Origin of the sequence: Methylobacterium indicum (genome assembly GCF_017347565.1) — a bacterium.
Taxonomy (GTDB): Bacteria; Pseudomonadota; Alphaproteobacteria; order Rhizobiales; family Beijerinckiaceae; genus Methylobacterium; species Methylobacterium indicum.
Window position 1 is genome coordinate 5,668,786 of record NZ_AP024145.1, and the last position, 16,372, is coordinate 5,685,157.

General features: G+C 72.6%; 12 protein-coding genes. 11 read left to right on the forward strand and 1 reads right to left on the reverse strand.

Translation table 11 applies throughout. The annotated features are described in order from the left end of the window. The first annotated feature begins 50 nt into the window (after positions 1 to 50). The 4 genes from miv_RS26340 (at position 51) to miv_RS26355 (ending at position 4,980) form a co-directional block, all read left to right on the forward strand. Positions 51 to 1,295, forward strand: coding sequence for a CpaE/TadZ family protein (locus miv_RS26340; RefSeq protein ID WP_207179784.1), 1,245 nt, complete (start codon positions 51 to 53; stop codon positions 1,293 to 1,295). Between the two features lie 149 nt (positions 1,296 to 1,444). Further along, on the forward strand, positions 1,445 to 2,902 hold the full coding sequence (locus miv_RS26345) for a TadA family conjugal transfer-associated ATPase (protein WP_207179786.1): 1,458 nt from the start codon (positions 1,445 to 1,447) through the stop codon (positions 2,900 to 2,902). A gap of 61 nt (positions 2,903 to 2,963) precedes the next feature. Continuing rightward, positions 2,964 to 3,932, forward strand: a complete 969-nt coding sequence (locus miv_RS26350) for a type II secretion system F family protein (RefSeq protein ID WP_089504288.1) — start codon at positions 2,964 to 2,966, stop codon at positions 3,930 to 3,932. 130 nt (positions 3,933 to 4,062) lie between these two features. Then, positions 4,063 to 4,980, forward strand: a complete 918-nt coding sequence (locus miv_RS26355) for a type II secretion system F family protein (RefSeq protein WP_048429292.1) — start codon at positions 4,063 to 4,065, stop codon at positions 4,978 to 4,980. 22 nt (positions 4,981 to 5,002) lie between these two features. Here miv_RS26355 and miv_RS26360 read toward each other — a convergent pair whose 3' ends face one another. Then, positions 5,003 to 6,328: an LLM class flavin-dependent oxidoreductase gene (locus tag miv_RS26360; RefSeq protein ID WP_207179788.1), complete on the reverse strand. Its 1,326-nt coding sequence runs from the start codon at positions 6,326 to 6,328 to the stop codon at positions 5,003 to 5,005. A gap of 128 nt (positions 6,329 to 6,456) precedes the next feature. On the opposite strand from miv_RS26360, the gene miv_RS26365 reads away from it, so the two are divergent. The 7 genes from miv_RS26365 to miv_RS26395 all read left to right on the forward strand — a co-directional run bounded on the left by miv_RS26365 (position 6,457) and on the right by miv_RS26395 (position 16,361). Next, positions 6,457 to 7,287 (forward strand): NADPH-dependent oxidoreductase, encoded by an 831-nt coding sequence (locus miv_RS26365; protein WP_207179790.1) that lies wholly within the window; start codon positions 6,457 to 6,459, stop codon positions 7,285 to 7,287. Positions 7,288 to 7,395: 108 nt separating this feature from the next. Further along, on the forward strand, positions 7,396 to 8,577 hold the full coding sequence (gene metB / locus miv_RS26370) for a cystathionine gamma-synthase (protein WP_425312943.1): 1,182 nt from the start codon (positions 7,396 to 7,398) through the stop codon (positions 8,575 to 8,577). A 74-nt stretch (positions 8,578 to 8,651) separates the two neighbouring features. Then, on the forward strand, positions 8,652 to 9,980 hold the full coding sequence (locus miv_RS26375) for an LLM class flavin-dependent oxidoreductase (protein ID WP_207179793.1): 1,329 nt from the start codon (positions 8,652 to 8,654) through the stop codon (positions 9,978 to 9,980). 79 nt (positions 9,981 to 10,059) lie between these two features. Beyond that, on the forward strand, positions 10,060 to 11,238 hold the full coding sequence (locus miv_RS26380; RefSeq protein WP_207179795.1) for an L-dopachrome tautomerase-related protein: 1,179 nt from the start codon (positions 10,060 to 10,062) through the stop codon (positions 11,236 to 11,238). Between the two features lie 178 nt (positions 11,239 to 11,416). Further along, positions 11,417 to 12,403 (forward strand): endonuclease domain-containing protein, encoded by a 987-nt coding sequence (locus tag miv_RS26385; RefSeq protein ID WP_244748713.1) that lies wholly within the window; start codon positions 11,417 to 11,419, stop codon positions 12,401 to 12,403. Continuing rightward, positions 12,400 to 13,095: a hypothetical protein gene (locus miv_RS26390; protein ID WP_207179799.1), complete on the forward strand. Its 696-nt coding sequence runs from the start codon at positions 12,400 to 12,402 to the stop codon at positions 13,093 to 13,095. The genes miv_RS26385 and miv_RS26390 overlap by 4 nt, the downstream gene beginning before the upstream one ends. Next, positions 13,092 to 16,361, forward strand: a complete 3,270-nt coding sequence (locus miv_RS26395; RefSeq protein WP_207179801.1) for an ATP-binding protein — start codon at positions 13,092 to 13,094, stop codon at positions 16,359 to 16,361. The genes miv_RS26390 and miv_RS26395 overlap by 4 nt, the downstream gene beginning before the upstream one ends. Positions 16,362 to 16,372: the final 11 nt, after the last annotated feature.

Here is a 16,372-nt window from a genome sequence, read left to right on the forward strand (position 1 = left end):
GGCCCCGATGCGGGCCCGGCGTGTCGCCACCGTCCCGCAGGCGCTCCGTCATGTCTGATGCGACCTCGCCGACCGACCGGATCATCGCCCCGGTTCCGCGCATCACCGTCCAGGCCTTCTGCGAGAGCGCCGACGTCGCCGCGGTGATCGAGGCCGCCGCCGCCGACCGGCGGATGCAGAAGGCCCATACCCGCGTCCAGATGGGCGGCGCGCCCGCCGCCACCGAGGCCTACCGCAACGCCCCGACGCCGAACGTCATCATGGTGGAGATCGGCGCCTCGAAGGGCAGCCCGCTCGCGACCCTCGACGGCCTGGCGGAGGTCTGCGACGCCGGCACCAAGGTGGTGGTGGTCGGCCACGTCAACGACGTGGTGCTCTACCGCGAGTTCATCCGCCGCGGCGTCAGCGAATACCTGATCGCCCCGATCGAGCCGGTCGCGGTCATCGCGGCGATCTCCGACCTGTTCTGCGATCCCGCCGCCGAGCCCCTCGGCCGGACGATCGCGGTGGTCGGCGCCAAGGGCGGCGTCGGCGCCTCGACGCTCGCCCACAACCTCGCCTGGTCGGTGGCACGCGACTTCGGGACCGCCACGGTCATCGCCGATCTCGACGTCGCCTTCGGCACCGCCGGGCTCAACTTCAACCAGGACCCGCCCCAGGGCGTGGCCGAGGCGGTGTTCGCGCCCGAGCGGGTGGATTCGAACTTCGTCGACCGGCTCCTGTCGAAGTGCACCGACAACCTGAGCCTGCTCGCCGCGCCCGCCACCCTCGACCGCCCGACCGACTTCGCGGAAGGGGCCTTCGACGGCGTGATCGACGTGCTGCGGGCGAGCGTGCCCTGCATCGTGCTCGACGTGCCCCATGCCTGGTCGGCCTGGTGCCGCCGCATGCTGATCGGCGCCGACGAGATCGTGGTGGTGGCCGCCCCCGACCTCGCCTCCCTGCGCAACGCCCGCAACCTGTTCGAGATCCTCAAGAGCGCCCGCCCGCACGACCGGATGCCGCGCCTCGTCCTCAACGGGGTCGGGATGCCCAAGCGCCCCGAGATCGCCACGGCGGAATTCGCCAAGGCCCTCGACGCGCCGGTCGCCGCCGCCCTGCCGTTCGATCCCGCCCTGTTCGGTACCGCCGCCAATAACGGCCAGATGCTGGCCGAGGTGCAGGCCAGCGCCAAGGTCACCGAGATCCTGACCGAGCTCGCCGGCAGCCTCACCGGGCGCGCCGAGGCCCGCCGCGGCCGGCCGAACCTGCTCGAGCCGCTCCTCGCCCGGCTCGGCCGCCGCAAGGCGTCCTGAGCGGGCGGCCGAGCGCCGGCGGCGACGACCGGCAGCACGACGCGGCGTGAGGGCGCCGCTCCGGCGGGGCGAGTCTCCTCCCGCCGCGTCCCCTCGCCTCCGACTCCCGCGCGGCGGGGTCGCGTTTTCACGAGAAGGCCGCTGATCCCATGTTCGGCAGGAGACCCGGAGCGACGGCGCAGAAGAGTCCGGCCCCGCGCCCGGCCGGCCCCGCACCGGTGCCGGTCGAGGCGGTGGCGCCGGTCTTCCAGGACGGGCGGCGGGCCGAGCCCGCTCCCCCCCGCGAGGTCCCGGTTCCGGTCGAGAACACCCGCTCGGACGAGTATTACCGCACGAAGAGCATGATCTTCGGCGCCCTGATCGAGGCGATCGACCTCACCCAGCTCGCCCGCCTCGAGCCGGACGCGGCGCGGGAAGAGATCCGCGACATCGTCATCGAGATCATCGGCCTCAAGAACGTCGTGATGTCGATCGCCGAGCAGGAGGAGCTGCTCGACGACATCTGCAACGACGTGCTCGGCTACGGCCCGCTGGAGCCGCTGCTCGCCCGCGACGACATCGCCGACGTGATGGTGAACGGCGCCAACCGGACCTACATCGAGGTCGGCGGCAAGATCCAGCTGACGGGCGTGCGCTTCCGCGACAACCAGCAGCTGATGAACATCTGCCAGCGGATCGTCAGCCAGGTCGGCCGCCGGGTCGACGAGGCCTCGCCGATCTGCGACGCGCGCCTGCCCGACGGCTCGCGCGTCAACGTGATCGCCCCCCCGCTCGCCATCGACGGCCCGGCGCTCACCATCCGCAAGTTCAAGAAGGACAAGCTCACCCTCGACCAGCTCACCCGCTTCGGCTCGATCTCGCCCGAGGGCGCCAAGATCCTCCAGATCATCGGGCGGGTGCGCTGCAACGTGGTGGTCTCGGGCGGTACCGGCTCGGGCAAGACCACGCTCCTGAACTGCCTGACCCGCTACATCGACGACGACGAGCGCGTCATCACCTGCGAGGACGCGGCCGAGCTGCAATTGCAGCAGCCGCACGTCGTGCGCCTCGAGACGCGGCCCCCCAACCTCGAGGGCCAGGGCCAGGTCACGATGCGCGACCTGATCAAGAACTGCCTGCGCATGCGGCCCGAGCGGATCATCGTCGGCGAGGTGCGCGGGCCCGAGGCCTTCGACCTCCTCCAGGCGATGAATACCGGCCACGACGGCTCGATGGGCACGCTGCACGCCAACTCCCCGCGCGAGTGCCTGGCGCGTATCGAATCGATGATCGCGATGGGCGGCTTCAGCCTGCCCTCGAAGACCCTGCGCGAGATGATCGCCGGCTCGATCGACGTCGTGGTCCAGGCCGCGCGCCTGCGCGACGGCTCGCGGCGCATCACCCACATCACCGAGGTGATGGGGATGGAGGGCGACGTCATCACCACCCAGGACCTGTTCGTCTACGACGTGGTCGGCGAGGACCCGAACGGCAAGCTGATCGGCCGCCACCGCTCGACCGGCGTCGGACGGCCTCGGTTCTGGGAGCGGGCGCGGTACTACGGCGAGGACCGGGCGCTGGCCGCCGCCCTCGATGCCGCCGAGGTCCGCGTGGAGGAGACGGCATGACCGCCGCTCCACGCCGACGCCGCCTGCCCTCCGGATCCGGTCCGGACGCCGGAGCCCGCCCGTGATCGAGTTCGACGCCACCCTCGGGGCGGGCCTCCTCGTCGTCTGCGCGGTCTGCATCGCCGCCGCCGTGGTGGTGCCGATGCTGCCGGGCGAGGCGCGGGCGGCCAAGCGCCAGCGGGCCCTCGTCGGCCAGCGCCAGGCCGTGGAGCGGGTGCAGGCGGTCAGCCGCCGCGACCAGGTCGCCAAGAGCCTGAAGGAGATCGAGGACAAGGAGAAGAAGGCCAAGATCAGCCTCGACATGCGGCTGACCCAGGCCGGCCTGTCCATCGGCACGCGCCAGTTCTACATCTTCAGCGCGGTCGCGGGCGCCGTCGTCGGCGTGTTCGGCTTCCTGTTCGGCGGCGACCCGCTGATCGCCCTCGGCCTCGCCTTCGCGGCGGGGTTCGGCCTGCCGCGCTGGGTCCTGTCCTACCTGCGCAAGCGCCGGATGGCCCGCTTCATCCTCGAACTGCCCAACGCCATGGACGTGATCGTGCGCGGCATCCGCTCGGGACTCCCGGTCGGCGATTGCCTGCGCATCATCGCCCGCGAGGCGCAGGAGCCGGTCAAGAGCGAGTTCCGGGCGATGGTCGAGGCCCAGGCGCTCGGCATCTCGCTCTCCGAGGCGGTCGCCCGCCTCTACGAGCGGATGCCGGTCTCCGAGGCGAACTTCTTCGCCATCGTGGTCGGCATCCAGCAGAAGTCCGGCGGCAATCTCTCGGAGGCGCTCGGCAACCTGTCGAAGGTGCTGCGCGACCGGCGCAAGATGGCCGAGAAGGTGCAGGCGATGAGCATGGAGGCCAAGGCCTCGGCGGCGATCATCGCCTCCCTGCCCTTCGTCGTCGCCTCGCTGGCCTACCTCACCAGCCCCGACTACATCTCGCTGCTCTGGACCACCTCGATCGGTCACGTCGCCCTCGTCGGCTCGGCCCTGTGGATGATCATCGGCGTGGTGGTGATGAGCCGGATGATCCGCTTCGACATCTGATCGCGCCGGGGTCCTCGCGGCCCCGCCGCCTCGTTCCACGCCCGGCCCCCACGCGGCCGGCGCCACCGCTCCCGGGAGACGGCGCGTGCAGTTCCTGTCCCAGCTGATCGACCCCCACTTCGCCGGCGCGATGCTCGCCGCAGTGGCGGCGGCGGCCACGGTCTTCACCCTGGTCCAGCCGCTCCTCGAGCCCGACCGGCTCGCCGGGCGCATGAAGAGCGTCGGCAAGGAGCGCGACCGCATCCGCCTGCGCGAGCGCGAGCGGCTGAACCAGAAGGCGTCCCTGCGCCAGGAGCCCAAGGCCTACATGAAGCGGGTGGTCGAACGCCTTCATCTCGGCGACTGGCTCGGTGCCGACAACGCCAAGAACAGCCTGGTCATGGCCGGCTACCGCGGCCCGCAGGCCGAGGTGGCGTTCCTGTTCTTCCGCCTGGTGATGCCGATCGCCTTCTTCGTCCTGGCGGTGTTCTACCTGTTCGTGCTGGAGGTGCTCGACCAGCCGGTGCTGGTGCGCTTCGGCATCGTGGTCGTGGCGCTCTATCTCGGCATCAAGGCGCCGGAGCTCTTTTTGCGCAACAAGACCTCGAAGCGCCAGGCCGAGATCACCCGCAACTGGCCGGACGCCCTCGACCTGCTGCTGATCTGCGTCGAATCCGGCATGGCGATCGAGGCGGCGTTCCGGCGCGTCGGCGTCGAGATCGCCAACCAGTCGATGACGCTGGCCGAGGAGATGGCGCTCACCACCGCCGAACTGTCCTACCTGTCGGACCGGCGCACCGCCTACGAGAACCTCGCCCTGCGCACCGGCCTCGAATCGGTGAAGAACATCACCACCGCGCTGATCCAGGCCGAGCGCTACGGCACCCCGGTCGGCCAGGCCCTGCGGGTGCTCTCCCAGGAGAGCCGCGACCAGCGCATGAACGAGGCCGAGAAGAAGGCCGCCGCCCTGCCGCCGAAGCTCACCGTGCCGATGATCCTGTTCTTCCTGCCGGTGCTGTTCGTGGTGATCCTCACCCCCGCCATGGTGCAGGTCTTCAGCATGAAGTAGGCCCGCGCGCGCGGAGAACCGGTCACGCGAAGAACCGGTTCTCCGGCCGTGGGAGCCCGAGATGCTCGCGCAGGGTCGTGCCCTCGTAGTCTCGCCGGAACAGGCCGCGGGCCTGCAGCTCCGGCACCACCTTCCGGGTGAAGTCCTCCAGCCCCTGCGGCAGGTCCGAGACCATGATGTTGAAGCCGTCGCTGGCGCCGGCCTCCAGCCAGGCCTGCATCTCGTCGGCGATGGTGGCCGGTGTGCCGACCATCGCCAGGCCGGCATAGCCGCCGAGGCGTTGGGCCAGCTGCCGGACGGTCAGGTTGTCCCGGCGGGCGAGGGCGATCGCCCGTTCGCGCCCGGTCTTCGACTGGTTGGTCTCCGGAATTTCGGGGAGCGGCCCGTCGGGGTCGAAGGCCCCGGCATCGACGCCGAGCGCGATCGACAGGGCGGCGACGGCGCTCGCCTCGTGCACCAGACCGTCGAGATGGGCGCGTCGCGCCCGCGCCTCCTCGACCGTGTCGCCGACCACCACGAAGCAGGCCGGCAGGATCTTGAGATGGTCGGGATCGCGCCCGATCGCCGCCATGCGCCCGCGCACGTCCTCGGCGAAACGGCGCCCGTCCTCGAGGCTGCCGGCGGCGCCGAAGATCACCTCGGCCGTCTCGGCGGCGAGCTGGCGCCCGGCCTCCGAGGCGCCGGCCTGGACGATCACCGGCCAGCCCTGGACCGGCCGCGCGACGTTGAGGGGCCCGCGCACCGACAGATGCGGTCCCTGGTGGTCGAGGACGTGCATCCGGTCGGGATCGAAGAAGATCCCGCTCTCGACGTCGCGCAGGAAGGCGTCATCGGCGAAGGAATCCCACAGGCCCTTCACCACCTCGACGAATTCGCGGGCGCGGTCGTAGCGGTCGGCGTGCTCGGGATGGTGCTCCAGCCCGAAATTCTTCGCCGCGTCGGGGTTCGAGGTCGTCACGACGTTCCACCCGGCGCGGCCGCCGCTCAGGTGGTCGAGGGAGGCGAAGCGCCGGGCGACGTGGAACGGCTGGTCGTAGGTGGTCGAGGCCGTGGCGATGAGCCCGATCCGCTCGGTCACCATGGCGAGCGCCGGCAGCAGCGTGGCGGGGTCGAACGACGTGACGGTCGCCGAGCGCTTGAGCGCTTCCACGGGCATGTTCAGCACCGCCAGATGGTCGGCCATGAAGAAGGCGTCGAACTTCGCCGCCTCCAGTTCCCGGGCGAAGCGCGCGAGGTGGCGGATGTCGAAATTGGCGTCGGGCAGGCCGCCGGGATAGCGCCACCAGGCGGTGTGGATGCCGACCGGGCGCATGAAGGCGCCGAGATGAAGCCTGCGGGGTCGCGCCATGGTCGGGCTCCTGTGCTGGGCCGCGTGCGAGCGGCGCGGGCCGGATCTGGATCCGCCGCCCTGGCCGGTCAACGGAAACCGTGTACGACTCCGCTCCAGCCAGGCTGGATCGGAACGACGAGGTGGGGATGAGCGGGACCGAACGACGGGAGGCCGTGACGGCGCGGTACGGCGGGGAGGCCGCCCGCGCCGTCGCCGAGGGTCCCTGGAACGACGTGATCGCGGCGCTTCTGGCCCACCGCACCGTGCGGGCGTTCCGGCCCGATCCCCTGCCGGAGGGGACCCTGGACACGCTCGTCGCCGCCGCGCAATCGGCCGCCTCCTCCTCCAACCTCCAGACCTGGAGCGTCGTCGCCGTCGAGGATCCGGCGACCCGCAAGCGCCTGTCGGGGATCGCCGGCGGGCAGCGCCACGTCGCCGAGGCGCCCCTGGTGCTGGTCTGGCTCGCCGACCTCTCGCGCCTCGACGCGCTCGGGCGCGACCGGGGGAAGCCGACGGACGGGCTCGCCTACCTCGAGATGCTGATGGTCGGCGTGGTCGATGCCGCGCTCGCCGCGCAGAACGCCGCGGTGGCGCTCGAATCCCTCGGCCTCGGCACGGTCTATATCGGGGCGCTGCGCAACGACCCCGAGGCGGTGGCAGCGCTGCTTGGCCTGCCGCCGAACGTGCTGGCGGTGTTCGGCCTCTGCGTCGGCCATCCCGATCCGGCCCGCCCGGCCGCCGTGAAGCCGCGGCTGCCGCAGGGCGTCGTGCTGCATCGCGGCCGCTACGACCCCGCCCTCGCCGATGGGGCGGTCGCCGCCTACGACGCGGCGATGCGCGATTTCCAGGCCGGACAGGGAATGCCGCAGGTCGGCTGGAGCGACGCCGCCCTCGACCGGGTGCGCGGTCCCGAATCCCTGAGCGGCCGCGACCGGCTGCGGGAGATCCTGGAGCGCCGGGGCTTCGGCCTGAAATAAAGTTCGCGCCGTACGCCGCGCCGAACGATATCCCGTTGATCGTCCGTTTCGTTCGTCATACAGAACGAAACGCGGGGCGTCTCCCGCGCAGCGGAATGGGAGAGCGGCGTGTCGGACGAGAGCGTGGTGCACGAGCGGCGGCGGGCGGAGACGATCGCGGCCGCGAACGGGATCGGCACCGACACCGCCTTCGGGGCGGTGACCCCGCCGCTCTATCTCTCGACGACCTACACCTTCGCGGAGTTCGAGCAGCCCCGGGCCTACGACTACGCCCGCCTCGGCAACCCGACCCGCGATCAGCTCGCCGACACCCTGGCGAAGCTCGAAGGCGGCGCCCGGGCCGTCGTGGTGTCGAGCGGCATGGCGGCCCTCGATCTTGCCCTGTCGCCCCTGCGCCCCGGCGACCTCCTGGTGGCGCCGCACGATTGTTACGGCGGCACCCACCGGCTGCTCTCGATGCGGGCGGCGCGCGGCCATTACCGGGTCGCCTTCGTCGACCAGGGCGACGAGGCGGCGCTCACGGCCGCCCTCGCCGAGGGGGCCCGGGTCGTGCTGACCGAGACGCCGAGCAACCCCCTGATGCGGATCACCGACATCCGCCGGGTCGGAGCGCTCGCCAAGGCCGCCGGCGCCCTGTTCGTCGTCGACAACACCTTCCTGTCGCCGGCCCTGCAGCGGCCGCTCTCCCTCGGGGCCGACCTCGTCGTCCACTCGACCACCAAGTTCCTCAACGGCCATTCCGACGTGATCGGCGGCGCGGTGATCGCCGCGGACGCGGCGCTGGGCGACGAGCTCGCCGCCTGGGCGAACACCGTCGGGGTCACCGGCTCGCCCTTCGACGCCTACCTCACCCTGCGCGGCGTGCGCACGCTGTTCGCCCGGATCGAGCGCCAGGAGCGCAACGCCGCCGCGGTCGCGGCCTTCCTCGATCGCCATCCGGCGGTGGCCCGCGTCCATTATCCGGGCCTGCCCGCCCATCCGGGCCACACCCTGGCGAAGGCGCAGCAGGCGGGCTTCGGGGCGATGCTGAGCGCCGAACTGTCGGGCGGGCGCGAGGCGGTGCGCCGGCTCGTCGGGGCGCTCACGATCTTCAGCCTGGCCGAGTCCCTCGGCGGGGTCGAGAGCCTGATCGCCCATCCGGTGACCATGACCCACGCCGCCATGGACCCCGAGGCCCGCGCGCGGGCGGGCGTCGGCGACGGGCTGGTGCGGCTCTCGGTCGGCCTGGAAGCGGAGGCCGACCTGCTGGACGACCTGGCCAAGGCTCTCGATACCGTCGCCAAGGGCTGACGGCCCCGCGGCGCCGGCGCCCTAGATCCGATCGGGTACGTGACAATCCGGGATGCCGGCCGAGCGAGGACGCGATGACACACGGGACGATGCGCCTCGGCGCCTTCTTCTACGCCACCGGCCACCACGTCGCCGGCTGGCGCCACCCGTCGAGCGAGGCCGATGGCGGGATCAACCTCGACCGCTATGTCGGCTGGGCGAAAGCCGCGGAGGCCGCGAAGTTCGACCTGATCTTCCTGGAAGACGGCACCGGCATCCGCGACGCCGACCTGCGCTCGAGCGAGCGCACCGCCCGCTCGACGCATTTCGAGCCCGTCACCCTGCTGTCGGCGCTGGCCGCCGTCACCCACCGGATCGGCCTCGTCGCCACCACCTCGACGAGCTTCAACGAGCCCTACAACGTCGCCCGCCGCTTCGCCTCCCTCGATCACCTGAGTGGCGGCCGGGCCGGCTGGAACCTCGTGACCTCCGCCACCGATCTGGAGGCGGCGAATTTCGGCAACGACAAGATCGCCCGCCACGCCGACCGCTACGAGCGGGCGGAGGAGTTCGTCGATGTGGTCCTGGGGTTGTGGAACACCTGGGACGACGATGCGGTCGTGATCGACAAGGCCTCGGGCCAGTTCTCGAAGCCCGACGGTTTCCGGCCCCTCGACCACAAGGGCAAGCATTTCGAGGTCCGCGGCCCCCTCAACCTGTCGCGCACGCCGCAAGGCCAGCCGGTGCTGGTCCAGGCCGGCTCGTCGGGTCCCGGCAAGGACTTGGCGGCGCGCACCGCCGAGATCGTGTTCACCGCCAACCAGACCCTCGAGGAGGCGGTCGAGTTCTCCCGCGACCTCAAGGGCCGCATGGCCCGGTTCGGCCGCTCCCCGGACGATCTGAAGGTGATGCCGGGCCTCTTCCCGGTCGTCGGCCGCACCGAATCGGAGGCGCGGGACAAGTTCGAGGAGTTGCAGGCGCTGATCGACCCGGTGGTGGGGCTGGCACTGCTCAGCCGCATGGTCGGCCACGACCTCTCGGAGCACGACCCGGACGGCGCGGTACCGGAACTGCCGGCGACCGAAGGGCTGAAGTCGCGCCAGCAGCTCATGTTCGACCTCGCCCGCCGTGAGGGCCTGACCCTGCGCCGGCTCTACCTGCGCATCGCCGGGGCCCGGGGCCACTCGCAGATCGTCGGCACGCCGGCCCAGATCGTCGACGAGATGGAGGCGCGGTTCCGGGCCGGGGGGGCGGACGGCTTCAACATCATGCCGCCGACCCTGCCGGGCGGGCTCGACGACTTCATCGCGCTGGTGCTTCCCGAACTGCGCCGCCGCGGTCTCTTCCGCACCGAGTACGAAGGCACCACCCTGCGCTCCCATCTCGGCTCGCGCCCGCCCGGCGGTTACGGGCCGGCTCGTTAAAGATACTCCCAGGGACCTTTGCCGGGTGCCGTTGCGTTCTCCGTCCGGGCGCGTGCCCGGACCGAGAGTTTCCCTTCCCATGATGCATCACCACGGCGCCCACCTCGCGCTCGCCTGCCTCCTCCTCGCCGGCGCCGCGCCTGCGCTGGCGCAGGGCGCCTCCCCCCGCCTCGACAAGGTCGCGAGCTTCGACCACCAGGTCACCGGCGTCACGGTGGCCCGCGACGGGCGGATCTTCGTGAACTTCCCGCGCTGGAGCGAGGACGCCCCGGTCTCGGTGGCCGAACTCAAGGACGGCAAGCCGGTGCCCTACCCGGATGCCGGCTGGAATTCCTGGCGCAACGCCAGGAAGGACGAGATCGACCCCAAGACCCACTTCGTCTGCGTGCAGAGCGTGGTGGCGGATGGCCAGGACCGGCTCTGGGTGGTGGACGCCGCCGCGCCCGCGATGGGCGCAGTGGTGAAGGACGGGCCGAAGCTCGTCGGCATCGACCTGAAGACCAACCAGGTGATCAAGACGATCCCGTTCGACGCGCCCACCGTGCTGCAGGCCTCCTACCTCAACGACGTGCGGATCTCGCCCGACGGCAAGACCGCCTACCTGACCGATTCCGGCGCCGAGGGTGCCCTGATCGTCGTCGATCTCGACAGCGGCTCGGCCAAGCGGGTGCTGTCGGGCCATCCCACGACCATGCCGGACAAGAGCGTGACCGTGACCGCCGACGGCCAGACCCTGCGCCGTCCGGACGGCCGCGGCGTCGAGTTCTCCGCCGACGGCATCGCGCTCTCGCCCGACGGCAAGACGCTCTACTGGCAGGCGATCAAGGGCAAGACGCTCTACAGCCTGCCGACCGACGCCCTGACGGGCTGGGCGACCGCCACGGTGGTGCCCGAGATGCTCACCGACCGGACGCTCGGGGGCAAGATCGTCACGGTCGGCGAGAACGGGCCGGCGGACGGCCTGCTGATCGGCCGCAAGGACGGCCGGATGTACGTGACCTCGCCCCAGGACAATGCCGTGAAGGTCCGCGACCTCGCCAATAACGGCGCCGGGCTGACGACCCTGGTCCAGGATCCGCAGCTGCGCTGGCCCGATACCTTCGGCGAGGGCCCGGACGGGACGATCTACGTCACCACCTCGCACATCCAGGATTCGGCCGACTACAAGCCCGGCGCGCCGATCAGCCTGCCGACGGAGTTGTGGGCGATCCGCACGGGTCCGGCCGCGGGATCGACGGGGATCGCGCCGGCACGGTGAGGAAGCGGGCGGCCGGTTCCGCCGCCGCCCACCCAACCCCTCGGCCGCGACCACTCGGCCACAACCCCTTGGCCACAACCCCTTGGCAAGGCCTGGCAACCTGTGCTGGATATCCCTCCATGCCGGCCAGGCGATGCACGGGGTGTCGCCGGCCGGTCCCCGGGGACGCAGTTTGGCCTTGCCCAGGTCCCGAGAGACGACCGGTTCGCCGCCCCTGACGCCGGTCGAGCTCGCCGGGCGCATCGCGGGGCTCGCGGGCGGCGCCCGGCTCGCCGTCCTCGGCCTCACCCGGGACGGCGTCGGTCATCTGCTGGCGGGGGCGGGGATCGGCCGGGGGGCGCTGCTCGTCGCCGCCGAGGAGCCCCGCAGCGCGGCGACGGTGGTGGACCGCGTGCTCGACGACCTTGCCGAACTGGCCCTCGCCCGCTGGCCCGACTGGCCGGACGGCACCGTGCCCGACGTCTCGGGGCCGTGGCTGAAAGCGGCCGCGACCCTGGCGGTCGCCGGGCGCCCGCCCCGGTTCCGGCGGGCCGCGCGGGCGCTCGAATTCGCCCAGCTCCTGCGGGCGGTCGATCCCGGCAGCGTGATCCTGGTGGCGGAGGTCGATCCGGCCTCGGCGACGCGGGCCGCCCCGGTGATCGAGGCGCTCGAATGGTGCGCCGGGCACGGCGCGTCCTGCATCGCCGCCCTGCCGGCCGCGCCACCCGATACCCCACCCTACGACCGCATCCTCTACGGCGCCTGCAGGCTCGGCCATCCGGCCACCCCGGCCGCGTCCCGCTTCATCCCGGCGCGCTCGCGCGCCCACCCGGCGAGCGCGGTCGAGCGACGGGTCGAGGCGGCGCTCGCGGGCGACCCGGAGCTCGCCGGCCTCTTCTCCGGCAACGAGGTCGTGGCGGTGGCGGGCCACGGCCGGCAGCCCCGGGTCGATTTCCTGTGCCGCGAGCACCGGATCGTCGTCGAGCTCGACGGGCCCGAGCATCAGGCCGAGCCCCGATTCGGCGAGGACCGCCACCGCGACTACGAGCTGACGGTCGCCGGCTACCTCGTGCTGCGCCTCACCAACGCGCAGGTGGCGGACGACCTGCAGCGGGCGATCGAGAAGATCCGCGCCGTCGTCCGGCTGCGGCGCGCGGGCCCCGGACCAGGAGACGCGACCCGATGAGCGAGACACCGACCCCCGTCCAGGCGCTGATCCTCTGGCGCCTGCTCGGCCGGCAGGGGACCGCGCTCAACAGCGAGATCGCGCCGAAGAAGGCGGAGCGCGACGCCCTGCTGCGGGCAGGCTTCCTGGATGTCGAGAAGGCGGGCCGCTCCTCGCGCCTGACCGTGACCGACAAGGGCTGGAACTGGGCCGGCGACCACCTGCGCGACCCCCTGCCGCCGACCATGCGGGTGCTCCAGGACTGGCTGACGCGGCTCCACCACCACCTCGCGGCGTCGGGCGCGACGCTGGCCGAGTTCGTCGGGCCCGCTCCCGAACCCACGGCACCAGCCCCCGCCAAGCCCCGCAGGGCTCCCGCCAAGCCCCGCAGGGCCCCGACGCCGAAGGCCCCCCGAAGGTCTCGGCCGCCGTCTGCGCCCGATCCCGGCGAGATCCGCACCCGGATCGAGCGGGCCTATCTCGCCTGCACGGCGGGGCGCAGGGCGCGGGGCGTGCGCCTCAGCGCTCTGCGGGCGGCGCTTCCCGACCTCGACCGCGCGACCGTCGATGCCGGTCTGGCGGCGATCCTTCGCGGCGACCCGACCATCCGGCTCACCCGGATCGGCGACCCGAAGGCCCTCGACGCCGCCGAGCGCGCCGCCGCCTTCGACCCGGCGGGCGAGCCCTTCCACGAGATCTGGATCCAGGCATGAGCGACGCCCTCGACGCCCTGCGCCGCGTCAACTTCGACTGGGTGCGCACACTCGACAGCATCTGGCTCGACGCCGAGCCGACGGGCGCGCCCAACGAGGCGCGGGTGCCGGGGCTGGTTGCCGATCTCCACGCGCAGGGGGCGGGTCCCCGCCCGCGGGGCCGGGTGCTCATCGGCGAGGCCGGCATCGGCAAGACCCATCTCGTCGGCCAGATCCGCCGCGAGGTCTGGGCTTCGGGCGGCTGGTTCGTGCTCCTCGACGTCCTCGGCCTCACCGATTTCTGGCGCAGCGCGGCGCTGAGCTACCTCACCGCCCTGATGCAGCCGATGCCGGACGGGCGGCGCCAGTCCGACGCGGTGCTGGCCGGCATCGCCCGGCGGTTCCGGGTCGAGGCGCAGGTCGAGCAGGCGTTCAACACCCCCAACATCGACGCCCGCCGGATCGTCGACCTGCTGGTGCGGGCCCTGATGCACGTCGATACCGGGCGGGCGCTCAAGCACCAGGACGTGTTTCGCGCCCTCTGCCTGCTGCGGGCCCAGGATCTCGCCACGGTCGGTCTCGCCCATGCCTGGCTGCAGGGCTACGAGGCCGATCCGGTCGCGCGCACCGCGCTGGGCTTCACCACGCCGCCACCCTCGCCGATCGAGCTGGTGCGCGGCATGGCCTGGATCATGGGGCTCAGCGGCCCGACGCTGATCGCCGTCGACCAGATCGACGGCGTGGTCGATGCGAGCCGGCTCAGCGCGGAGGACGACTTCGACTCAGGCCCGGGCCTCGCCGAGATGCTGGCCGCCGGCCTGATGGAGCTGCACGAGGGCGGCGGGCGCGGCATGACGCTGATCACCTGCCTGCCGGAATCCTGGCAGAGGCTCGAGGCGCGGGGGCTCAAATCCGCTCTCGACCGGTTCGATCCCCCGGTGCTGCTGGAGGGCCTGAACCGGCCGGCCGCCGCGGCGGCGCTGATCCGCGGTCGGCTGGCCCCCGCCTATGCCGAGGCGGGCTTCGCCCCACCCTTCCCGACCTGGCCGTTCGACGAGGCGGCGATCGCCGCTGCCGCCGCCGGCGCGGTGCGGCCCCGCACCCTGCTGATGCGCTGCGACGCCGTTCGGCGCGCCTGCCTGGCGGACGGGGCGGTGACGCTCTGCCGCGACCTCACCGGACAGGCGCCCGAACGCCGCGAGCCCGTCGCGCCGCCCTTCGACCTCGACGCGGCCCGGCGCGAGGCCGACCTCGCCGGCATCCTCGACGACGAGGAGGCCGGGCTCGGCGAGCTGCTGCGGGCCGCCTTCGACCTCTACGCCCTGGAGGACGATCCCCACGACGCGATCGACGTGGTGAGCAAGGGCGAGCCCGAGCAGAGGCTGCCGCCGCTCCACGGCCGGCTGACCTTCCTGCACCGCGACGAGAACGACCGCGAGCGCCACGTCTGCTACCGCGCCCTGCTGCAGACCCATCCGATCGCCTTCCAGGCCCGGCTGCGGGCGGCGCTGACCGCCTCGGGCATCTCGACGAAGATCCCCGGCCGGGAACTGCTGCTGGTGCGTCGGGGCCCGGTACCGCCCGGTGCCAAGACGAATGCCCTGGTCGACCGGTTCCTCGCCGCCGGCGGCCGGCTGATCGATCCGTCCGACGACGACCTGCGCACCTTCGTCGCCCTGCGCGCCCTGCGCGACCGGGCGGTGCGCGACGGCGAGATCGACCGCTTCGCCGGCTGGATGCGCGAGACCCTACCGGTGCGCGCGACCGGGTTCTTCCGCACGATCGGCCTGTCCGGCGACGCGACCGCCGACATCTCCGGCGAGCGCCCGCCATCCCGGGGCCGTGCGCCGGTACGGACCGGTCGCGCGCCCCTGCCTCCGCTCCCACCGCGACGGCCGCGCGGCGACCTCGACCGGCCCGAGGAAGCGGGTCCCGCGGCCGGCTTCGAAGGGCCCGGCCCCGTCCGGACGCGGGAGCCCGCCCCGGCACCCCCCGACGCCGCGCCGCGCCGCACGCCCACCCCCGTCGTGCCGCCCCCGAGCCCCATCCCGGACGCGATCCCGGTCGGACACCGCCTGACGCCCGACGCGCCGCCCGTCGTGCTGCCGCTGCGGCTTTTGCCGCGCCACACCGCGATCATCGCCGGTTCGGGCTCGGGCAAGACCGTGCTGCTGCGCCGCCTCGTCGAGGAGGCGGCGCTCGCCGGCATCCCGGCGATCGTCGTCGATCCCAACAACGACCTCTCGCGCCTCGGCGATGCCTGGCCGGAGCGGCCGGACCGGTTCGCCCCGGAGGACGACCGCAAGGCCGCGCTCTATGCCGGGCAGGCCGAGGTGGTGGTGTGGACGCCGGGCGTGCATGCCGGCAACCCGCTCTTTCTCTCGGTGATGCCGGACCTCGCCGCGAGCGAGGACCGCGACGAGCGCGCGCAGGCGATCGAGATGGCGGCCGAGACGCTCGGGCCGCTCGCGGGCGCGGGAAAGACCTTGCAGCGCGGGGTGCTGGCCGACGCGCTGCGGGGGTTCGCGGGCCGGGGCGGCGGCACGCTGTCGGCCTTCACCGACCTGCTGGCCGACCTGCCCGACGGCACCAGCCAGATCGGCAGCGCGACGAAGCTCGCCGCCGACATGGCGAACCAGCTGCTCGCCGCGGTCGCCACCAACCCGCTCTTGCGGGTGGAGGGCGCAGTGCTCGATCCCGCGCGCCTGTTCCACGGCCCCGATCCGGCCCGCACCCGGATCTCCGTCGTCAACCTGTCGGGCCTCGCCTCGGAGGCGGCGCGGGAGGATTTCGTCAACCGGCTCCAGATGGCGCTGTTTAGCTGGATCAAGGCGAACCCCTCGCCCCGGGGCCGGCTCTACGTGCTGGACGAGGCGCAGACCTTCCTGCCCTCGGGCCGGACGCCGCCGAGCCTCGGCAGCGGCATCAAGCTCGTGGCGCAGGGCCGCAAGTACGGGCTCGGGATGATCGTGGCGACGCAGGTGCCGAAAGGCATCCACAACCAGGTCGTGTCGAACTGCACCACCCAGTTCTTCGGCCGCCAGAGCGCCCCTGCCACCATCGCGGCGGCCCAGGAGATCATGGCGGCGAACGGCGGCGCGGCTCCCGATATCGGCCGGCTCGGGGCGGGAGAATTCTACTTCGCCACGGAGGGCTCGGGGAAGCCGGCGAAGCTGCGCACGCCGCTCTGCCTGAGCCACCATCCGGCCAACCCGCCGACGCCCGAGCAGGTGATCGACCGCGCCCGGCTGTCCGCGGCTCGGGTGGAAGGCGGGACCCGAGCCTGAACCCTCCCGCG